Source organism: Desulfovibrio inopinatus DSM 10711, assembly GCF_000429305.1.
Classification (GTDB): domain Bacteria; phylum Desulfobacterota; class Desulfovibrionia; order Desulfovibrionales; family Desulfovibrionaceae; genus Alteridesulfovibrio; species Alteridesulfovibrio inopinatus.
This window is the reverse complement of the sequence record NZ_AUBP01000005.1, coordinates 205,778-226,763: the sequence shown is the minus strand read 5'-3', so window position 1 is coordinate 226,763 and position 20,986 is coordinate 205,778. Positions and strand designations below refer to the sequence as shown.

17 protein-coding genes are annotated in these 20,986 nt (G+C 50.4%); 10 read left to right on the top strand and 7 right to left on the bottom strand.

Annotated elements, in window-relative coordinates:
- Positions 1–147: 147 nt before the first annotated feature.
- The 10 genes from G451_RS0105565 (at position 148) to G451_RS32360 (ending at position 13,542) form a co-directional block, all read left to right on the top strand.
- Entirely contained in the window at positions 148–2,871 is a 2,724-nt protein-coding gene (locus G451_RS0105565) for a molybdopterin-dependent aldehyde oxidoreductase (protein ID WP_027183471.1), read from the top strand.
- A 115-nt stretch (positions 2,872–2,986) separates the two neighbouring features.
- Positions 2,987–5,359: a pyridine nucleotide-disulfide oxidoreductase/dicluster-binding protein gene (locus G451_RS0105560; protein ID WP_027183470.1), complete on the top strand. Its 2,373-nt coding sequence runs from the start codon at positions 2,987–2,989 to the stop codon at positions 5,357–5,359.
- A 79-nt stretch (positions 5,360–5,438) separates the two neighbouring features.
- Positions 5,439–5,654, top strand: coding sequence for a DVU_1557 family redox protein (locus G451_RS0105555; RefSeq protein ID WP_027183469.1), 216 nt, complete (start codon positions 5,439–5,441; stop codon positions 5,652–5,654).
- A gap of 2 nt (positions 5,655–5,656) precedes the next feature.
- Positions 5,657–6,325, top strand: coding sequence for a DVU_1556 family methyltransferase (trsM, locus tag G451_RS27855; RefSeq protein WP_169727826.1), 669 nt, complete (start codon positions 5,657–5,659; stop codon positions 6,323–6,325).
- Between the two features lie 19 nt (positions 6,326–6,344).
- Entirely contained in the window at positions 6,345–6,809 is a 465-nt protein-coding gene (locus G451_RS0105545) for a DVU_1555 family C-GCAxxG-C-C protein (RefSeq protein WP_027183468.1), read from the top strand.
- Positions 6,802–8,166 (top strand): radical SAM (seleno)protein TrsS, encoded by a 1,365-nt coding sequence (trsS, locus tag G451_RS0105540; RefSeq protein ID WP_034640874.1) that lies wholly within the window; start codon positions 6,802–6,804, stop codon positions 8,164–8,166. The genes G451_RS0105545 and trsS overlap by 8 nt, the downstream gene beginning before the upstream one ends.
- Positions 8,166–9,509, top strand: a complete 1,344-nt coding sequence (locus G451_RS27850) for a DVU_1553 family AMP-dependent CoA ligase (RefSeq protein ID WP_051261194.1) — start codon at positions 8,166–8,168, stop codon at positions 9,507–9,509. The genes trsS and G451_RS27850 overlap by 1 nt, the downstream gene beginning before the upstream one ends.
- A complete protein-coding gene (locus tag G451_RS0105530; RefSeq protein WP_034640871.1) occupies positions 9,496–10,572 on the top strand; it encodes an XdhC family aldehyde oxidoreductase maturation factor in 1,077 nt (358 codons plus the stop codon). Before G451_RS27850 ends, G451_RS0105530 begins: the two co-directional genes overlap by 14 nt.
- A 2-nt stretch (positions 10,573–10,574) precedes the next feature.
- Positions 10,575–11,762, top strand: a complete 1,188-nt coding sequence (locus G451_RS0105525) for a DVU_1551 family NTP transferase (protein WP_027183465.1) — start codon at positions 10,575–10,577, stop codon at positions 11,760–11,762.
- Positions 11,737–13,542 (top strand): HEAT repeat domain-containing protein, encoded by a 1,806-nt coding sequence (locus G451_RS32360; RefSeq protein WP_051261193.1) that lies wholly within the window; start codon positions 11,737–11,739, stop codon positions 13,540–13,542. The genes G451_RS0105525 and G451_RS32360 overlap by 26 nt, the downstream gene beginning before the upstream one ends.
- Positions 13,543–13,641: 99 nt before the next feature.
- Here G451_RS32360 and G451_RS27840 read toward each other — a convergent pair whose 3' ends face one another.
- From G451_RS27840 to G451_RS0105485, 7 genes are read right to left on the bottom strand one after another with little or no spacing between them, the layout of a single operon-like run.
- Positions 13,642–14,100, bottom strand: a complete 459-nt coding sequence (locus G451_RS27840; protein ID WP_051261192.1) for a hydrogenase maturation protease — start codon at positions 14,098–14,100, stop codon at positions 13,642–13,644.
- Positions 14,101–14,152: 52 nt separating this feature from the next.
- Positions 14,153–15,619, bottom strand: a complete 1,467-nt coding sequence (locus G451_RS0105510) for a Ni/Fe hydrogenase subunit alpha (RefSeq protein ID WP_027183464.1) — start codon at positions 15,617–15,619, stop codon at positions 14,153–14,155.
- Complete coding sequence (locus tag G451_RS27835; RefSeq protein WP_245587780.1) at positions 15,616–16,812, bottom strand: NADH-quinone oxidoreductase subunit B family protein; 1,197 nt, start codon at positions 16,810–16,812, stop codon at positions 15,616–15,618. Before G451_RS27835 ends, G451_RS0105510 begins: the two co-directional genes overlap by 4 nt.
- Before the next feature lie 2 nt (positions 16,813–16,814).
- Positions 16,815–17,234: a hydrogenase iron-sulfur subunit gene (locus tag G451_RS0105500; protein ID WP_027183463.1), complete on the bottom strand. Its 420-nt coding sequence runs from the start codon at positions 17,232–17,234 to the stop codon at positions 16,815–16,817.
- A 14-nt stretch (positions 17,235–17,248) separates the two neighbouring features.
- Positions 17,249–18,154, bottom strand: coding sequence for a CoB--CoM heterodisulfide reductase iron-sulfur subunit B family protein (locus tag G451_RS0105495; protein ID WP_027183462.1), 906 nt, complete (start codon positions 18,152–18,154; stop codon positions 17,249–17,251).
- Between the two features lie 14 nt (positions 18,155–18,168).
- Positions 18,169–18,678, bottom strand: coding sequence for a 4Fe-4S dicluster domain-containing protein (locus G451_RS0105490; protein ID WP_027183461.1), 510 nt, complete (start codon positions 18,676–18,678; stop codon positions 18,169–18,171).
- Between the two features lie 13 nt (positions 18,679–18,691).
- The gene (locus G451_RS0105485) at positions 18,692–20,701 is read right to left on the bottom strand and encodes a CoB--CoM heterodisulfide reductase iron-sulfur subunit A family protein (RefSeq protein WP_027183460.1); all 2,010 of its coding nucleotides are present in this window, start codon (positions 20,699–20,701) and stop codon (positions 18,692–18,694) included.
- Positions 20,702–20,986 lie beyond the last annotated feature (285 nt).

The window sequence follows — 20,986 nt, the reverse complement described above, 5'->3', positions numbered from 1 at the left end:
TGTATCGGGCGTTGGTCATGGCAGGCGTGGTTGTAAATTGACGAAACGGCACAACCCTAACTTATGCAATCAACGTTCGCGCGTTTTTGAGAGCATGAGCCGGCCGTTTCGCCACCCCTTGTGTCAACCCAAAGGAGTTCTTGTACAATGATTCAAAAAGTTATTACCGTCAATGGCGTCGAACGTAACCTGTTCGTCAATGCCGAAGACATGCTGTCCAAAGTGCTGCGCAATCAGCTTGGCCTGACTGGCGTTAAAGTTGGTTGTGATCAGGGACAGTGCGGTGCCTGTAGTGTTATCCTCGACGGCAAAGTTGTCCGTTCCTGTATCGTTAAAATGAAACGTGTTGCTGACGGTGCAAGCATCACTACTATTGAAGGCATCGGCACACCTGCCGACATGCACCCCATTCAGAAAGCATGGATGGCTCACGGTGCTGCTCAGTGCGGCTTCTGCTCGCCCGGTTTCATCGTGTCCGCCAAAGGACTGCTTGATTCCAATCCTTCTCCTACCCGTGAAGAAGTTCGCGATTGGTTCCAGAAGCACAAAAACGCCTGTCGTTGCACCGGTTACAAGCCCTTGGTTGACGCCGTTATGGACGCCGCCAAAGTTCTCCGTGGCGAAATGTCCATGGAAGATTTCGACTTCAAGATGCCCGCCAACGGCAGCATCTGGGGAAGCAACTATCCCCGTCCCACGGCGATTGCCAAAGTTACGGGTACCTTGGACTACGGTGCAGACCTCGGTCTCAAAATGCCCGAAGACACCTTGCATTGCGCCTTGGTTCAGGCTGAAGTGTCTCACGCCAACATTAAAGGCATCGACACCTCCGAAGCCGAAAAGATGCCTGGTGTTGTTAAAGTCATCACCCACAAAGACATCAAAGGCAAAAACCGCATCACCGGTCTGATCACCTTCCCGACCAACAAAGGTGACGGCTGGGATCGTCCTATCCTGTGCGACGAAAAGATCTTCCAATTTGGTGATGCTATCGCCATCGTTTGCGCCGACAACGAAGCCAACGCTCGTGCCGCTGCTGCCAAGGTCAAAGTGGACCTGGAAGAACTGCCCGAATACATGAATGCCCTGGATGCCATGGCTGAAGACGCCATTGAAATCCACCCCGGCACACCGAACGTTTACTACGAATGCTACAACAAGAAAGGCGAAGACACCAAGCCGATCTTTGATGGCGCCGATGTTACCGTGGAAGGCGACTTCTACGTTGGCCGTCAGCCTCACCTGCCCATCGAACCGGACGTCGGTTTCGCCTACATGGGCGACGATGGTAAGCTCTACATTCATTCCAAATCCATCGGTGTTCACCTGCACCTGCTCATGATCGCTCCTGGTCTGGGTCTTGAAGCTGATCAGATCGTTCTGGTTGCCAACCCCATGGGTGGCACGTTCGGTTACAAGTTCAGCCCCACCATGGAAGCTCTGGTCGGCGCCGCCACCATGGCTACTGGACGTCCCTGCCACCTGCGCTACAACTACTTCCAGCAGCAGACCTACACCGGTAAACGTTCGCCCTGGTTCGTCAACGTCAAAATGGCTGCTGACAAAGACGGCACGCTTAAAGCCATGGACGCTGACTGGTCTTGTGACCACGGTCCGTACTCCGAATTCGGTGACTTGCTGACCCTGCGCGGTGTTCAGTTCGTCGGTGCTGGTTACAACATCCCCAACATCCGTGGTGTTGGTCGCACAGTCTGCACCAACCATGCTTGGGGTTCGGCTTTCCGCGGTTACGGTTCGCCCCAGTCCGAGTTCTCCTCGGAAGTTCTGATGGATATGCTGGCTGAAAAGCTCGGCATGGATCCGTTCGATCTGCGCTACAAAAACATCTACCGTGAAGGTTCCACGAACCCCACCGGTCAGATTCCTGAATCCTTTGCGCTGCCTCCGTTGATGGATCAGCTTCGTCCTAAATACGAAGCCGCTGTGAAGAAAGCCAAAGCCGAGTCCACCGACACGATCAAAAAAGGCGTTGGCCTCTCCATTGGTGTGTATGGCTGCGGTCTTGACGGTCCTGACGGCGCTGGCGCATACGCTGAACTGCACGCTGACGGCACCATCACCATCGGTACCGCTTGGGAAGACCATGGTCAGGGCGCTGACATCGGTGCAATCAGCACGGCTCACGAAACTCTGAAGCCCATGGGCGTTGCTCCTGAGCTTCTGAAGTTCACCTGGCCGAACACCGACAAACAGCCTGTCGCTGGTCCTGCTGGTGGTTCCCGTTCGCAGGTCATGGTCGGTAACGCCATCCGCGTTGCTTGTGAAAACCTGATGGAAGCCCTGAAGAAAGACGACGGCACGTTCCGTAACTACGACGAACAAGTCGCTGCCGGCAAACCCACCAAGGTTGAAGGTAACTGGACTGCCACCGAAGGTACTCACTGCGATCCCGAAACCGGCCAGGGCAAACCCTTCGTCATCTACATGTACGGCATCTTCATGGCTGAAGTCGCTGTTGACGTGAACACCGGTGTTACCACCGTTGAAAAGATGACTCTTGCTGCTGACGTCGGCGAACTCGCTAACAAGCTGACTGTTGATGGTCAGATCTGGGGCGGCCTTGCTCAAGGTATCGGGCTGGCTCTTACCGAAGACTACGAAGACATCAAGAAGCATTCCACGCTGGCCGGCGCTGGTCTTCCTTACATCAAGCAGATTCCTGATGAAATGGAAATCATCTACGCTGATTCCCCGCGTAAAGATGGTCCGCACGGTGCGGCCGGTGTTGGCGAACTTCCGCTGACCAGCCCCCATGCTTCCATCAGCAATGCTATCTACCAGGCTTGCGGCGCCCGCATCACGCACCTGCCCGCACGTCCTGAAAAAGTGCTTGCCGCTCTGAAAAAATAGTGGCTGCCGTTTTGTAAGCTCTTTGTCCCGGTCCGGGTCTACGCCCGGACCGGGCTTTTTCACCAAAACCCTCCCCAAGCCAGAGGCGGCTTGTACCGCCGACGGAAATCACATCATGGAACAACAGGTACTTCGTACATTTGAAGGTCGCTGCATCCAGGATGAACCGGCATACTGCAAAGCCGCTTGTCCGCTGCATATTGATGTGCGACCATTTATGGCTCATATGGAAGCCGGGCAGCTTGACGCAGCGCGTAAAGTACTCGCGAAAACCATGCCGCTTCCCGATATCCTCGGACGCATCTGTGATCAACCGTGTCGGAAAGAATGTAAACGGCAAGAAGTCGGTGATCCGGTCAACATTGGCGATGTGGAACGAGCTTGTGTTACTCTCTCGGAGCCCAATGATCGATTTCTCCGGCGTCCACCAAAAGACAAGCGCATTGCTGTTCTTGGTGCCGGACTCAGTTCCATGACGATGGCTTGGGATATTTCGACGAAAGCCTATCCCGTGACGATGTACTGTCTCGAAAATGAGCGCGGGGGCTTTTTGCTAGAGTTTGACGACAAATTTTTGCCCAAAGACGTTATTGAGAATGGCTTTGCCAGCCTCGAAAAACGCGGTGTGGTTATTGAAGTCGTTAGCTCTTTTGACCGCGCGTTGCTTGATACCTTGCTTCCCGAATACAGCGCCGTGTATGCTGGGTGCGATACGCCCAGTCTTGTCGATGCGGCGACTTTATTTGGTATTGAAGCTGATGAAAACGGTGCTCCGGTTTTCGATAGCGTATCAATGGCAACATCAATTCCAAAATTTTTCCTCGGCGGCTTTTTTAAAGACGTTGCATCATATTCTCCTGTTACGGCGGCTTTTCACGGCCGTAAAGCGGGATTGTCTGTAGAACGGCTTATGCAAGGTGCGTCGTTGACGGCTTCTCGTGAAAAAGAGGGACCGTGTAGCACACGTTTATTTACGTCCATTGAAGATGTAGAGCCGCTGGAGGCTGTACCTTTCGACCAAAACGTTGGTCTGACAGCGGAACAAGCTGCGCAAGAGGCCAAACGTTGTCTGCAATGTGAGTGTCTTGAGTGTGTGAAGGTTTGCGCATATCTTGAGCATTACAAAGGCTATCCCAAAAAGTACGCTCGCGAAATTTATAATAACTTGTCGGTTGTGTATGGACAGCGCAAAGCCAACCTCATGATCGATTCGTGTAGCTTTTGTGACCTGTGCAAAGAAGTTTGTCCTTCCGGGTTCAGCATGGCCGAGTATTGTTATTTGTCTCGGTGCGAAATGACAGCAACCGATCGTATGCCGGCCTCCGCACATGACTATGTTTTACGAGAATTTGAATACAATGCCTCGGATGCCTTTTTTCTTGCGAAACATGAGCCTGGAACTGACGCGAGTGCCTATGTTTTTATGCCTGGTTGTCAGCTCAGTGCATCATCGCCCGATCATGTTCTGAGTGTCTATGAACATCTTCGTTCACAAAAAGATGTGCTTCCCGGGGGAGTGGGATTGCTTCTCTCCTGTTGTGGTACTCCCGCATATTGGGCCGGACGTCCAGATCTCACCGAAAAGCATGCGGAATTGCTGAAAAAGGCGCTGGGCGAGCTTGGTAATCCGACCATTATTGCCGCATGTCCGTCGTGTTTGACAGAATTGGCCAAGCTTCTTCCCGATGCTCGTACGGTTTCGCTGTGGGAAATCCTTGATAAAACCATGACCGAATCAATGCCCTCGACATTGCCGGCGGGGCACCCCAGCGAACTGATGTTGCATGACCCGTGTTCGACGCGTCACGCACCTGCCATTCAAGAAGCGGCCAGACGGATCTTTGCACGACTTCAACTCGATATCACCGAACCGGAATTGACAGGTGCCTACACTGAATGTTGCGGGTACGGTGGTTTGATGGATTCTGCTCACCCAGCTATGGCGTCCAAGGTCGTGGACCGCCGAGTCGGTCAATCGGAACTTCCATTTTTAGCCTACTGTGCCATGTGTCGAGATAGTCTGTCTCGAAATGGGAAAAATGTGTTTTATGCATTGGATTATATCTTTCCCGAGTCTGCAGCATCTGAATCAATCACCAGCACCTATCCTCTTATGCGGGCGACGCCCGGCATGGCCGACCGTCAAGAAACTCGCGCCCGTTTAAAAAATACCTGTCTTGAAACCATCTGGGGAGCATCGCCCATGACTGAAGCTCTTGATGCTATGACTCTGGAGCTGTCTCAGGAAGTTCAGGATCTTATTGACAGCAGACGCATTCTGGCGAGTGATATCAAACGGGTTATTCAATTTGCCGAGTCCAACAACAAGCAGGTGATGAACCCTGATACCGGCGTCCATATCGCTTCGCATTCTCCAGCTGCGGTGACATACTGGCTTGAGTATAAACCGCTTGGAGATAACAAATATGCTATTTTGAGAGCGTGGAGCCACAGAATGCGATTGGTTACAAAGAACTACGATGCGTAATTTCTTCCGTCAGGCATAGGGCATACCATGTCTGACAGGAGAGAAAAGCAACCTTTCAGGATGCAACGGGACAGATAGTATGCAACGATTCCCTGAATTAATTGAAAAATATGCCGGGTGGCGATGTGTCACTTGTGACGAACCTATGGTACCAGCTCCGGTTCAGCTTGAGTATCTGGAAAGCGTTTTTGACGTGGAATTACCTGTGTGCCCGAAGTGCAAACAAGTGATTATTCCTGAAGAATTGGCCATGGGTAAGATGCTTGATGTGGAGCGATTGTTGGAAGACAAATGATCATGGCCTCACCGTATGAGTGTGCCGATGTTCAGGCCGCCTGCCAAGATGTCATGCATCCAGGCGGTCTGAAGCAAACCGAACTGGCCGCGACAAAAGCCGGCTTTTCGGCGGATGACATCGTTCTGGATTTGGGATGCGGCAAAGGGAGCAGTCTACGCTATCTCCGAGAAACGATGAATGTTGAAGCCTTCGGAGTAGAACCTTCTGGGGGGCTCGCCAGTCATGCACAACCGTATGTTGCTGTAGCCCAAGCTTCGCACCTCCCTTTTGGTGATGAAACACTGGATGGTGTGTTGGCTGAATGTGTTCTTTCGTTGGTTGAACAGCGTGATCGTGCGCTTTCGGATATTCTTCGTGTTCTGCGACCTGGGGGCCGTTTGGTCATGAGCGACGTTATCTTGAAAGCGGAACGTGACCGAATGCTTGATTCAGCCAAAGGTTGCATTCGCGGAGCTATGCCGTTGGATCACATCGTCAACGGATTGCAACATGTCGGATTTCGTGTGCTTCTTGCTGAAGACCATTCGCGACTCTTAGCCGATTTTGCTGCCCACCTGATCTTTGCTGGAGTTTCACTAACAACATTTTTTCCGGTTGAATGTGGCCAACACACCAATGCGAAAGTGGGATATGGCCTTGTTGTTGCCGAAAAATCGGAAAGTGTTTGATACGCGGGGGAAATGAAAAATGAGTGACGATCTTTCCATGGACTTGTTGCGATATTCCAGTATGGGGTTCAACTGTTCGCAGATTGTCATGATACTGATATTGGAAGGTATGGACCATGAAAACCCCGAGTTGATCCGGGCTATGGATGGTCTTGGACATGGATTGGGGCACTGTGGAGAAACATGCGGATGCCTTTTGGGGGGAGTGGCTGCACTGACATTGTTTGCTGGAAAAGGTTCAGCCGATGAAGAACCGCATCCACAAAAAGATGTCATGGTGGCTGAGCTTGTCGAGTGGTTTCGTGAATCGGCGTGCAAAGAATATGGTGGTATCTCGTGTGGTACCATTTTGAGCGATACCGGTGGTAAGCCGGACATGAACCGATGCAGCCTGCTCGTCAGTAACACGTATGCGAAGATCATTGATATGCTCGTAGAGTACGGATTTGATCCTTCACTTCCCAAGGAAGAACAGGATGTCTGAATCTTTGCCGCACGTCCTTTCCACAACAACAAGTCTGTGCCCGCATTGTCTTTCTGTCATTGATGCGCTGTATGTGCAGGAAGGCGACGATGTTTTTCTTATAAAAACGTGTCGTGAGCACGGACAGTGGAAAACCTTGGCGTGGCGTGGAACTCCGGCGTTTACCTCATGGCGTCTTCCCAAGAAACCGGCACCCAAACCGGTACAGGCTCAGGCAAAAGACGAAGGGTGTCCTTTTGATTGTGGACTGTGCGAGGATCATACACAACGAACATGTACGGCGTTGATTGAAGTTACCGAGAATTGTAACTTGGGATGTCCGGTATGTTTTGCACAAAGTGCGGGAACAAAAGCATCGGACCCAACGCTTGATGCCATATCGATACTTTTGGACAGGCTCGCTGTTGTATCTTCTGGCTGTAATGTTCAACTTTCGGGGGGAGAGCCAACAACGCGTGATGATTTACCTGAGATTGTTGCGCTCGCCAAAACGAAAGGTTTCGCTTTTGTTCAGCTCAATACGAATGGATTGCGTCTGGCAACGGATACAGCGTATGGAAAAGCGCTTGTCGATGCCGGCTTGTCGAGCGTTTTTTTACAGTTCGATGGGGTTGACGACCTTGTCTATACCGGGCTTCGTGGGCGTGAATTGTTTGATCTGAAAAAGCAAGCGATTGCTGCGGCTGCCGAACTTGGTCTTGCCGTCGTCCTTGTTCCGACGGTGGCAGCTGGTATTAATGAGCATCAGCTTGGCGCAATCGTACAATTCGCATTAGAGACTGGAACGGTGGTCCGTGGAGTCCATTTTCAGCCTGTCAGCCTCTTTGGTCGATTTCCGGCACAATTTTCCAAAAAGCGCATTACATTACCGGATATCATGCGTGGTCTGGAAGAACAGACCAATGGTCTTGTGCATACACATGATTTTTCGCCACCTTCCTGTGAACATGCGTTATGTTCCTTTCATGCCAAATACTTACGTGAAGCCGATGGAACGCTAAAACATATGGGGCAGACCAAGTCCTGTTGTTCGCCTCAAGTCGAGATACAACCTGTTGACGCTCTGGACGGGGCACATAAGTCCATTAGCTGTACAGCCGGACAATGGACGTTACCCAAGCTCGATAAAACTGGCGAACCACTTGGCGACATGGACGCTTTTCTTGCCGATGTCGGACAACGGACCTTCAGCCTTTCAGCCATGGCGTTTCAGGATGCGTGGTCTCTTGATCTGGAACGCTTGCGTGGGTGCTGCATTCATTGTGTTGCTCCAGATGGTCGTCTCATTCCGTTTTGCGCATACAATCTGACATCAGCCGAAGGACACCCGCTTTATCGTCAAATCAAGGACCGATAATGGAAATGACACCGCTCGACGCCTGGATCGCCCGCCGGATCGAGCAGACGGGTAATACGCTCCATCGGGAGGCTCTGGAACGATTTCAGTTGAACGCGCTGAACTCCGTTTTGGAGTACGCCTGTCATTGCAGTCCGTTTTATCGCCGGCACCTCGCAAACGCTCCGAAATCTCTGACCGCACTATCACAATGGGCAGACCAGCCTTTATTGAGCGATGAAGAATTGCGCGCATACGGCCAGGACATGGTTTGTACGTCGATGGGAGATATTTCACGTATCGTTACGTTGTATACCTCGGGTTCGACAGGAGATCCAAAACGACTGTATTTCACTGATCCGGATTTGGAACATATTATCGATTTTTTCCGTATCGGCATACCTCCCATAGTCGGCAACGGGACGTCACTCGTAACGCTTATGCCAGGCAGTCGTCCGGCAACGGTTGGTGACCTCATTGACAAGGCGTTGTCCCATATTGAAATCGACTGCGCGTGCTATGGATTTCTTACGGATCCACAAGACGTGTGGGAATTTATTCTTGCACACAAAGCGAATTGCCTTGTTGGCCTTCCCAGCCAACTTCTCGCTCTTGCTCGTTGGGCAATAGCTACAGGGAAAATTTCCGAATCGCCTGTTATGAGTGTTCTTGTTTCTGGCGAACCAGCGCCATTATGGTTGACGCACGAAATTGAAAACGTGTTTTCCTGCCCTGTGTATGTCCACTACGGAATGACCGAAACTGGATTTGGGGGAGCCGTGGAATGTGCAGCGCATGATGGTTTGCACATTCGTGAAGCGGATTTATATCTTGAAGTTATCGATCCGGTATCAGCTCGAGCGCTTGATATAGGTGATGTCGGCGAGATTGTCGTCACGACGTTGAATCGGCAAGGCATGCCACTCATTCGGTATCGAACAGGTGATTTTGCGCGACTATTACCGGGAACGTGCTCGTGTGGGAGTACTGTTCAACGCCTGGAGCGGGTCCGTTCTCGCGGAGATGCGAATGCTGACGCAACCAGAGGCGTCGAATTGGGAGCGATCGACGCCGCATTGTTGACTCATCCCGATATTGTGACGTTTGTACCGACTTTACTTCTTGAGCGAGATCGTGCGCGGCTATGTCTCGACATGGCTTCTCAGCGCAGGGACAACATTTTTGAGCGCGACATTTATGAACGCTTACGCGGGATTCCTGAACTTGCTCGTCGATTCGAGAGCAAGGAGCTGAGCCTGGAGCTTCAGTACGTCGATGCATCGACCTGCTTTAAGGTCATGCCAGCCAAACGCCGTCTTTTTGTTTCTTACGACTATAAGGAAAATGACAATGCCTCTAACTGAATCCATTCTCAAATTGCTTGAATCGAAAACTCCGTTTGCTCTGGCCAGTATCCTTCATCAAGACGGTTCTACACCACGTACCGCCGGAGCACGCATGATTGTTCTTTCATCCGGAGAGATTGAGGGAACTATCGGTGGCGGAAAAGTTGAAGCCCTTGCTATTGAGCGGGCTCAGGAAGTTATTTCGCAAAACACGCCTGTTTTGGCGACGTTCGATTTGACAGGGAAAAAAGACGAAGGCGTGGACATGATTTGCGGAGGTCGGCTCGAAGTCCTTATTGAGCCGATGATGAATGTCGATCAGCTGCAACCGGTTTTTTCGGCTTGTCGTGAGGCGCAGAAAAAACAACGTCCCTGGATTATGGTCGTGAGTTTGAATCAGACGGACGGTGGTTTGCACATTGGGCGTTCATTCTATGTTGCTCAAGAAGTCGGTTCCAATATTGAAGCGCTTGCCGCGTATGATATTCCGAAGAAGGAAACGGCAGATACTTTGGCGCAGGGAGTGAAGGGGGCTGTTTGGGATGTCGTAGAAAAAGACGGTCAACGCTATCTTGTCGAGTCCGGCATTCCGCGCGACACTCTGTATCTTTTTGGTGGCGGGCATGTTGCTGCCTGGACGGCCAAAGTGGCTGCCATCGTTGGGTTCCGTGTTGTCGTGCTTGATGATCGACCGGAGTTTTCCAATTTTGAACGATTCCCCGATGCAGAACGCTGTCTTGTCCCCAAAACGTTTGATGATATTTTTACCACGCCCGAAATGATTGATGAACCCATGGGGGCGAGTAGTTATGTTGTTATCGTGACACGCGGCCACCGTAACGACGCAGAAATTTTAGAACAGGCGCTTGAAACGCAAACGGGATATCTTGGCATGATCGGTTCCCGGTCCAAGCGGGATGCCACATATAGGGCATTGGAAGAGAAGGGATTCGATCGGAGCCGCTTTGATCGAGTGCATTGTCCCATAGGGCTCACCATAGGGGCGCAGACGCCGGAAGAGATCGGCGTAAGTATCGTCGCTGAGATGATTGCGCATAGAGCACAACTCCGGACGAGATAATTATGTACTCGCTGGCCGCCGTCGTTCTTGCTGCCGGTTTTTCGTCTCGCATGGGAGCGTTTAAACCGCTTCTTCCTCTCGGGGACAAACCGCTGGTCGATTGGTCTATTGATTTATTTCGCGATGTCGGTATCCGTCGTATTGTTGTCGTGACAGGGCATAACCGGGAGAAGCTCGAGCAGTATTTGGCAAATCGAGACGTGGAAATCGTCTATAACCCCGATTATGCCACCGGTATGTTCTCTTCAATTACAATGGCATTGGATGCCTTAGGGAATACAACATCCGGTTTTTTCCTCTTACCAGTTGATATTCCATTAGTGAGGTCGGCCACGGTCAAAGCGTTACTTCGACGATGGCGCATTGTTCATAAAACTTCACGATATTTCATCACTCCCAATTTTTTAGGAAAGACAGGCCATCCTCCGCTTTTCGATATCGAGCATCGTCGCGATATACTCAATTGGACTGGTGAGCAGGGATTGGCTGGATATGTCCGTCAGTTTACGGCCTCGAATCCGAAATGTGTTCATAATATCCGACTTGCCGACCGTTTTATTCTGTACGACGCCGATACGCCAGAGCGATTGGCGGAACTTGAAGCACAGGTGGAGTCTCGACCGTATCCTACTATGGAAGAAGCCATTGGGCTTCTTGTTGCCTTGGGTGCAGGAGATGACATGTTTCTCCACGCGACCCAGGTTGCTGAGGTAAGCATTGCATTCGCTCAGGTACTGAAGGATCGAGGAATCGATTTCGATATTGAACTGACATCTGCGATCGCATTGCTTCACGACATTGGAAAAGGGTGGCCGAATCATGCTGTTGTCGGCGCTCGGATGGCTGCCGACGCTGGTTTTTCCGGAATACAAGATGCCATCGCCCTCCATATGGATTTTCCGGCACGGGCCGAGGAGCCTATGACCTGCGCCGAACTGGTCTGCCTTGCTGATAAGTATGTTCAGGGAACATCAGCCGTTGCCATGGAAGAACGATTTGAGAAGAAACGTAAGTTGTTTGCCGACAATCCCGAGGCGTTGAAAGGGGTTGAGCGGCGTTACACCGCAACGCGCGTTTCCCACGAAAAGCTGACTCGGTTGGCAGGCCGTACACCCGAAGACATACTTGCCGCTCCTTCATCTTCGCCCGAACTGGAGAAACTCTATGATCTGCTTGTTGCGGCACGGTGAAATCGAAAAACCGGCGCAAGGAATATACATTGGGCAAACCGACTTTCCCTTGTCAGAGAGAGGGCGTGAGCAGGCGCAACATTGGGCTCAATTTTTCACAGCGGCCTTTCGTCCTCAGCACATTATTGCGAGCGATCTTCATCGCACTATGGAGACGGCTCAAATCATCGCATCCCAACTGTCAGTTCAAATAGACAGTGAACCTCGTTTCCGAGAAATCTCCTTGGGAGATTGGGAAGGGGTTTCCATGCGTCATATTAAAAAAACACAATTCGAAGCGTGGTCTGCTCGTGGGGATCGGCCGGATACATTTCGCCCCCCAGGAGGAGAAAGCTTCAATGATGTCGCCAATCGAGTTTTTCCGTTATTCAATGCGCTGTCTGTCCAGTCTGCATTACAGAATGAAACGGTTGTCATCGTCACTCATGCCGGTGTCATCAGAACGATTTTTCATACCTTACTTGGCTTGCCTATTTCCTCTTTTTTTATACAGCGTATTCCTCTTGCGACGCTGTATGTTCTTGATACTGACGAAACGGGTTTGATTCATCGGTATTCAGTCTTGCCGTGTCCCGACTCGGAATTTCCTTCCCGTGAAGAAAATCACATCTCTTTGGAAAAGGATGTAGAGTATACTCCACTTACCGGACATAACGGATTGACAGGGGGGAACCGATCATTACCTGTTCGCCTTGTTTCGCGACTTGATGCAGAAACAGCCGAAGATATAGAACATAGTCTTATGCGTCTGGGGCATCCTGACATGACAGAACGCTATCTTGCAGGCTCTGTCTTATGTCGAATCGGAGACACTGCGTTGCCCGCTATACTTGATGTTCTTCAGTGCAGGCCGTGGGGAACGAGACAAGAGGCTGCACTTGATGTCCTCAAGAGGATGGGCAATGAGAAAGCAGCGTTGGCAGTCAGAAAGTTATTGAAATCGGAAAACGAACGCATTCGTTTAAGTGGGATTAAAGCTCTTCGTCGGCTGAGCAATTCCTCGGAAGCGTTTCTCAACGCACTGCAAGACCCCTATTGGGAGGTTCGCCAGCAAGCCATTTTTGCATTGAGTGATTTGGGGCAACATGAGTTTTTGAAACCTTTGGCAGCAATGCTCAAAGATGAACATTATATGATCCGTGCCAATGCTGCCAATGCACTGGGGCGTTTACGTCATCCCGATGCGATTGATTATCTTGTCGATGCGCTCAAAGACGAAGAAAGCCGCGTACGGTCTATGGCTTTGTGGTCGATCAAGCATACGCAACAATATACCGCTATTGATGATGTATTGCATTTGTTGGAATCCGAGACAGATCCGGAGACATTGCGGCGATGTATCCGTACGCTAGGCGAGTTTCGTTCAATCAAAGCCATTCCTGGTTTATTGACTCTTCTACAGGATGGGGGGCCGACGGTTCAAAGTGAGGTGTTGACCGCATTGGGCCAGGTCGGGGGACAAGACGCTCTCGAAACCTTGGCGCGTTTTATGGAATCGTCAAACTCAGATTTGGCAAGTAAAGCTGCATGGAGTCTTGCAGCGATTGGGGAACCTGCTCGAGCAGTACTGGAAGGACTATTATCGCATCCCAACGACAACACCAGGAGTTTAGCCGTTTTTGCGCTGGGTCGGATTGGTCTCGCACAAACTGCTGAAAGCATTTATCAGGCATTGAAAGATGAAAGTGCTATTGTTCGCAATCAAGCCAAAAAATCTTTGGATAGAATAAAAGGCAGGTCGTCTGCGACAAGTAAAAAAACGAGTAGGGGGAGACGATAGTAATTTGATTTTGAATACATCCTTAATAGCGTTGAGAGAACAATGACGGTTCGTTGTGTTGATAGCCGGCGTTACACAGGAAGTATCTCGTCTTTTTATTTAGCTTTTTTCAAACACCATTTCTTGAATTTGCTTCACGACGGTGTCAATAGCGGCACACACCTCTGGTGAGCATTGTCTGGAAAATTCTTTCACATCCTTGGCTTCGATCAAAATAATGCGCAAGTCCGCTGGCATTTTTTCAGGGAAGAGCTCGTAACCGACTTTCAACGTTGCCCCCAATGTAATGGCATGGGAGTTCGCAAGAGAGGTGGAGTTGAAAATGTCATCAATGCCGACGTTAAGAATGGATCCCGGTTGATTCCCCAACATACAGGCGTCGACAACAATAACCTGGTCTCGTCCCATACATCGATCGATGATTTCAAAACCGACTGTATAGACTTCTAACGTGTCGCATGGCGCGCCTAGCTCCTGAAGTTTTTCAATGACTTCAATTCCGGCACGATCGTCTTGCAGCAACGGATTGCCGATACCCAGAACAAGCGGTGTTTTCATAGTTGTCTCCGGAACAAGCGAGTCGAGGAGCGGCTATGAGGCCATACGGAGTTTAGATGTTTTTCAATGTTTTGTAGAGTGTACCGTCGCTCTGGAAAATATTGATCTCCATGGCGGTTTGGGTGCCGCTGACCGTATGCGTAGCGCAGGCAAGACACAAATCGTAAGGACGGAACGCCATTTCAACATAGTTCAACATACCTTCGGAGACCTCTCCGCCTTTGATGAAGTGTTTGGCTGCTTTCTTCACTGCCAGATTGATGGGGCCGTTGTTGTGTGTCGTGGCAACGATGAGGTTGGCTCCGGTCACAATGCCTTTATCGTCGGTCTGATAATGATGAATAAGCGTGCCCCGTGGTGCTTCAATAATGCCGACGCCTTCGCCAGTCACCTGTGTAGGCCTGGTCCAGGTTTCGCGGGATGTAATACTCGGATCGGAGGCAATCTCGACGATTTTTTCGGCAGCGTTGAGCATTTCAATGGCACGGGCCCAGTGATAGCCCAGAATGTGATGAACGGGTTTACCGCCGAATGTGGCGTGGAACTGCTCAAAATGTTCCTGCGCCAAAGGGGTATCCATCCCGTCAATGATATTGAAGCGGGCCAATGGACCAACCGAATAGAGGTTCGTGTCGGGACCTTCCTGAATACCGTTCCAATCGCCGAGTTTTTTCTGGTAGGGGAACTTGAGGTACGACCACGGCTGGACACGTTCGGAAATAAAATCGAGGTATTCCTTGCCTGTGAATGTGCCAACCACATTGCCTTTGGCATCAATAACTTTTTGCACGCCGTCATAGTACGTGATCGTATTGTCGGGAGAGACGCTTCCCATATAGCCGACTTCAACTTTGTACATGTCTCCGGTGACAAGTTCCATGTATGTGTCATTTTTCAGCACGATATCATCGAAAATTTGAAGCGTGATTTGTCCCAGTTCGACGAGTTCTTCCCCCCATTTCACGATCTGTTTGCGTTCGTCTTCGCTAATGGAGCGCGACCATCCACCGGGCAGACCGGCAACGGGATGGTTGGGACGTCCTCCAAGCAATTCGAATATTTTAACTGCTTTGCCGCGCTTTGAAAGAACACGCTTCGCTGTTTCTTTACCGACGGCTTCGATGAGGCCTACAATATTGCGTTTAGCCGGATCGGCCTGAGGTCCGACAACGAAATCAGGAAAACCCAAAGCATAAAGAATGACACAATGGTCTTCCACGTAATGTGCATTAAAAAAGAGTTCGCGTAATTTTTTCCCGGTTGGTGGGGGCTCCACACCAAAAACACCATCCGAGGCTTTTGTCGATGCCATGAAATGTACAGCGCGACAAACACCGCATACCGTAGAAACCGTACGCGGTACTTCTTCCATTGGCATGCCTTGAAGAAATTTTTCATATCCCCGAAATTCAACGGTCTGGAAGAAAGCGTCGTCGACGTTTCCTTGGTCATCGAGAAAGATGGCTATTTTGCCGTGTCCTTCCAGTCGGGTAATAGGGTTGATCTCTATCTTTTTCACGGTAAATTCCTTCTTGAAGGGACGGACTCGGCAGATTTCCTTTTATCGATCATGCCTGAGGTGTAGGAGTAACGATATACGAACTTCGCAAGCTGTGGATATTTCTCCATAAGCTGATCGCATGTCCGTTCGTCTTTCAACGTCGAGCCAATTGTTGTCAGGCATCGAGCGCCGAAATCCTTGATCCCCGGAATGGGCCCCCCGCAACCACGGCATGGCATATTGGCTTTGAGGCAGGCCGCGCCACAATCACCTTGTGTCATGGGGCCGAAACAGATGTATCCTTGTTGGAGCAAGCACTTTACCGGGTCGGGTTGGCCCTCTACGGTACGAAAAACCTGTCCGACAGGGCGACGCATTTCACCGGTTATTGCCGGGTTCCGTGTGCAGACATCACAGACGGCTTTTCCGCTGGTGAGCCAGGTTCCTTTGGCGGGCATTTCACCGGAAAGGACAAGATTGACGGTCGCGGCAATGAAGTCGTGATGTGGAGGACAACCGCCAATAAAAAAGTCAACATCGACCAATTCGGCGATGGTCATGCAGCGATCCGTAAAAGCAGGGATGGTCAAATTGTACTTTCCATCCAAGATATATTCAGAAGTCGGCAACACACCGTCCGGGTTGTCTGTACTCCATGATTGTTTGTAGGCGTAGTCGAAGAGCTCGTCCTTGGTATGGAGATCGCCCATAGCGGCGACGCCACCAACAGTGGCGCAGGCTCCAAACGCCACAAGAACTTTGGATTTCTGGCGTAACACGGTGACCATATGTTCGTTTTCCGTGTTGCGCACCATACCGTCGACAAATGCCAAGTCGATGAAATTATCAGGGTATGCTTCAAGATCTTTATATTTTACATCGGCCGCTGTGGGCGCCCAAAAGACGATTTCAAGATGGTCGAGCGTATCGACAAGTTTTTCCGAGATATCAATCAATGCCATCTCGCAGCCAGCGCAACCTCCAGCCAGCATGAACGCAAACTTGAGTTTTTCCGACTTTTCCGTTTGTTTTTTTTCGGCCTTCACCTGAGCAATGTCTTTGTCCTCGATTGAAGTGGCGACGTCTTCAAGGTGTTGGGGAGCGGTATGTGTGTGACGCTCAGTCTCATCCACTGGGGAGGGATTCGAAATATTTGAGTTTGTGTTCTCCCCATCGGTCTCATTGAACATCTTGGAAATGAAAGACATCATGCTCACGGTTTTACCGCCTTTTTCAGGGGGCTGGGGCCAAGCTCGATAAGCTCATTCGTGAACTCGGTGACAACTTCAGCGAATTTCATGCCCTCGGCGCCTGAAATCCATTCGAGCCGGAAACGGCGACTATCGAATCCTTCGTCCGCAATGAGTTTTTTGAGGAGCTTCATGCGCCGGGCCGCTTTGTAGTTTCCTTCTTTGTAATGGCAGTCTCCGAAATGACAACCACCTACAAGAACACCATCTGCACCACGGCGGAGTGCTTCCAGGATGAACTCGGCTTCTACCGTGCCCGAACATGGGACTTTGATGAGTTTAATGGTCGGTGGGTATTTGCACCGGAGGTTACCGGCCAGATCCGCTCCCGCGTAGGTGCACCATTGGCAGGCGAATCCGACAATATTGGGGTTAAAGGACATACTTTGCCTCCGTACTATATCAAGCGCTTTTCGCTTTGGATGTCGTCGATAACAACATCACGGTTCACTTTGCTTATAGCCGCAACTTCTTTGGGGTTGAATCCCATGGCCAATGCGAGAAGCTGCGTGGCGTAGAGCACTGGAATTTCGAAATCGATGAGATCACGTTCTTTCAGCAAGGGTTGTGACATATCGAATTGGAGAAAACAGGAAGAACATGTCGTGACAATAAGATCAGGATTGAGTTCTTCCTTGATGGATAGAAGTTTTGTTTTGAGCAATCCAAGAGACTTCTCCACATTCGTTGAGCGCATGCCGCCCATGCCGCAACAGCTGGCCAGGCGGCTATATTCTGGAGCGGAAGCGCCTGTCGTTTCAACGAGATCGCGCAACAACGTCGGCTCAAAGGGGTTGGATTCCTTGATATGACATATATCGGACGGCCATAAGGTATGACAGCCGGGTTGGACGGCCACAGTCAGTCCGGATAAATCATATTTCAGTTTACTTTTGATTTTTTCTATTCCGACTATTTCATGAAGCACATGCGACACATGATAGATATTGCTTGTTCCCTTGTATTCACGATTGATCATCGCCAATTTTTCATTGACCGCTTTTTTGCGTTTTGGGTCGGTGTCGATGAAGTGCTTCGCTTCGGATAAGATACCGAAACAGGAGTTGCACCCTATCATCACGTCCAGTCCTTTTTCTTCGGCAATCGTGATATTTCGCCCCGATAGTGAGCACCATGTGGTCAGATCGAAAGACGGAGCCGTTCCCCAGGCAGGGCAACAGCCCGCACCTTCCAGATCAACAGGTTCGATACCGAGCTTGGGAAATACTTTGCGAAAGGATTGTTCAATATCGGGCGCTTTGAAGGGGATGTTGCACCCCAGATAAAGGCCAAATTGTTGCATGGCCACCGCTCCTTTTAGAAAAGTCCCAGTTCGGACATGGGGCTATTGTCCATAAGCGTCTGAATTTCCTTTTGGGCCTTTTCATCATACGCCGATGTTGGTGCCTTGCCTGGCAGGCCAACGCTTTCGCGAAGCGCTTGGGCGTCGGTAAAAACAGCGTGACCACGTTCATACAGTGTCATCTGAACCAACGTGCTCGATGTGGAAATAGCCAATTCTTTTGCTTGGTAACGACGAAACGCAAAAACGACTTCTAGCGGCCGAACGCCTTGTGGACATACTTCCGTACAGCGGTTGCATGCCTGACAACCCCAGGTTGACGTTTCTTCTATGATCTCTTCGAGCTGGCCTTCCTGAAGTTTTTTGATAAGCAGTCGGCATAAGACCGGAAAACCGGCACGAACACCAGGACAGACTGCCGAACACGCTCCACACTGAACGCATTGCAGGATACCTTCACCACCATTCGCAATAATGGTCAAAATGGCTTCATCAATTTTTTCTTTGGAAAGCTGTATACTCATGGTGGAAGATCTCCTAACGCGTCAACGCTTCGATTTGTGCCATGATCTGTTCTTCTTCGAATCCGTGCAGCACGATAGCGCCGCTCGGACACGTCGCCGTACAGACGCCACATCCTTTACACTGAGTGATGTCGATTTCGGCTCGCGGCCGGTCCCCCCAGGTCTTCAGGGTGATAGCGAAATACGGACACAGCGGAACACAAATTCCACACCCCGAACATTTTTCGGGATGAATTTCGGAGATGGTAGGAGCAATACGCACGTGACCTTGGGCAAGTGGAATTGCTGCTGCCGCCGCTGCGGCTTTGGCTTGGGAAACGGTATCGGGGATATCTTTGGGGCCTTGGCAGCAGCCTGCGAGAAAAATGCCTTGGGTCGATGTTTCTACGGGACCAAGCTTGGGGTGAAGTTCGCGGAAAAAACCTGATCCATCGAATTGGAGACCCAATGTTTGGGCAAGCGTTTTGGTGGATTCGGGAAGTTCGATTGCCGTTGCCAGTACAACAAGATCGGATTCGATCTCAATATTTTCTTGGCTTTCCATATCATAGGCAAGGACACGGAGCGTCTCGTCACCCACTTTTTGAATACCACCCACTTTGCCTTTGAGAATATGAATGCCCATACGACGGGCACCGGTGTAGTATTCATCGTAGCCCTTGCCAGCGGTACGGACGTCGATGAAGTGTATGAATATATTGATATCAGGGTACTTTTCCTTGATGAGACGGGCCTGTTTGACCATGTACATGCAACATATACGAGAGCAATAGGTGTGATGCCTCACGTCGCGTGACCCCATACAGGAGAGAAAATTTATTGTTTTGGGTCGCGTGTTGTCCGAAGGGCGGAGAAGTTGGCCGCCAGTGGGGCCGGTGGCAGAGATGATACGTTCGAGTTGTAAGGCCGTGATGACATTAGGGGAAGACGGCGCCATCTCCTTGAACGCATCCTTTTCCATGACTTTATATCCCGTGGCGGCGATGATGGTGCCGACGGCGACTTCGACAACCTCACCGAATGGGTCATAATTGATGCTTAGGTTGATCGCACCTGACGGACAAGCGTTTTCACATGGTGCAAGTATAGGGAAGCCGGTTTTATGATCGATTGTGGGGGCGGTGCCGACTCTGCGGCCGGAGCAGCTAATGCAGGCATCCATATCAATGACGGCTTTCTTCGGTACAGCTTGAGGAAAGTGGATATAGGTTGCACTACGTTGCGACATTCCCTGATTGAATACATCGGAAGTTCTTCCGGGGCAGACTTCGCTGCAAGCAGCACACCCTGTACATCTGTTCCAGTCGACGTATGACTGTTTTTTCTTCACTTTAACCTTGAAGTTTCCGATGTAACCGTCAACATCAATCACTTCGGAATAGGTCATCAGTTCGATATTCGGGTGGTTTCCAACATCGACCATAAGGGGGGTTAGGATACAAGCCGAACAATCGTTCGTGGGGAACGTTTTGTCGAGCATCGCCATGATACCGCCGATGGAGGGCTCTTTCTCCACGAGATATGTTTTATAGCCTAAATTCGCCAGTTCCAGGGCCGAAAAAATCCCTGCAACACCGCCTCCGATAACCATGGCTGCTTTGGTGACATCGACAAATTTATCCTCAAGTGGCTTGAGACGAGCGGCCTTCCCGACAGCCGAAGCAACAACGAGCTTTGCTTTCTCCGTAGCTCCGAAAGGATCGTGTTGGTGGACCCAGCTCGATTGGTCGCGAATATTTGCCATTTCAAAGAAGTATTTGTTGAGCCCTGCGGCTTCGCACGTGTTTCGAAAGATGGGTTCGTGCGTTCGGGGTGTACAAGCGGCCACTACCACACGATCGACTTTGCCGTCTTGAATGTCCTGCTTAATCATCTCTTGGCCCGAATTCGAGCACATAAACAGGTCACTTTGGGCTGAGGTCACATCGGGGAGCGTTTCGGCGAGTGCCCGCACGGCTTCGACATCAATGACTCCCGCGATGTTCGAGCCGCAGTGGCAGACGTACACACCCACTTTTGCCATGGTTTTCCTCCTTTGGCAGTTCTCTCATTCCACCACGTAGCTTGAGTGATTGCCAATGGTTGAGAATGTTGTGTCTGTAATTCTTCTCACAATATCGCAATGGGTGTGATATTGCATTTGTTATGTATACAGGTGTTAACATGGAAAGTAAATTGTGTTACGAAATGTACAGTAGTAGTATTGTTTGTATTGAGGACGTGAAGAAAAGATTGGAAAACTTTTTTTGTAACACCTTGAAATTGTAGTCTTTAATTTTTGAAGAGAGGGAGCCTGTTGGGTCTCATC

Bases quoted from the DNA above. Each gene is read 5' to 3' on its own strand.
- G451_RS0105565 (WP_027183471.1), top strand. From the start codon at position 148: ATGATTCAAAAAGTTATTACCGTCAATGGCGTCGAACGTAACCTGTTC.
- G451_RS0105560 (WP_027183470.1), top strand. From the start codon at position 2,987: ATGGAACAACAGGTACTTCGTACATTTGAAGGTCGCTGCATCCAGGAT.
- G451_RS0105555 (WP_027183469.1), top strand. From the start codon at position 5,439: ATGCAACGATTCCCTGAATTAATTGAAAAATATGCCGGGTGGCGATGT.
- trsM (WP_169727826.1), top strand. From the start codon at position 5,657: ATGGCCTCACCGTATGAGTGTGCCGATGTTCAGGCCGCCTGCCAAGAT.
- G451_RS0105545 (WP_027183468.1), top strand. From the start codon at position 6,345: ATGAGTGACGATCTTTCCATGGACTTGTTGCGATATTCCAGTATGGGG.
- trsS (WP_034640874.1), top strand. From the start codon at position 6,802: ATGTCTGAATCTTTGCCGCACGTCCTTTCCACAACAACAAGTCTGTGC.
- G451_RS27850 (WP_051261194.1), top strand. From the start codon at position 8,166: ATGGAAATGACACCGCTCGACGCCTGGATCGCCCGCCGGATCGAGCAG.
- G451_RS0105530 (WP_034640871.1), top strand. From the start codon at position 9,496: ATGCCTCTAACTGAATCCATTCTCAAATTGCTTGAATCGAAAACTCCG.
- G451_RS0105525 (WP_027183465.1), top strand. From the start codon at position 10,575: ATGTACTCGCTGGCCGCCGTCGTTCTTGCTGCCGGTTTTTCGTCTCGC.
- G451_RS32360 (WP_051261193.1), top strand. From the start codon at position 11,737: ATGATCTGCTTGTTGCGGCACGGTGAAATCGAAAAACCGGCGCAAGGA.
- G451_RS27840 (WP_051261192.1), bottom strand. From the start codon at position 14,100: ATGAAAACACCGCTTGTTCTGGGTATCGGCAATCCGTTGCTGCAAGAC.
- G451_RS27835 (WP_245587780.1), bottom strand. From the start codon at position 16,812: ATGATGTCTTTCATTTCCAAGATGTTCAATGAGACCGATGGGGAGAAC.
- G451_RS0105500 (WP_027183463.1), bottom strand. From the start codon at position 17,234: ATGTCCTTTAACCCCAATATTGTCGGATTCGCCTGCCAATGGTGCACC.
- G451_RS0105495 (WP_027183462.1), bottom strand. From the start codon at position 18,154: ATGCAACAATTTGGCCTTTATCTGGGGTGCAACATCCCCTTCAAAGCG.
- G451_RS0105490 (WP_027183461.1), bottom strand. From the start codon at position 18,678: ATGAGTATACAGCTTTCCAAAGAAAAAATTGATGAAGCCATTTTGACC.
- G451_RS0105485 (WP_027183460.1), bottom strand. From the start codon at position 20,701: ATGGCAAAAGTGGGTGTGTACGTCTGCCACTGCGGCTCGAACATCGCG.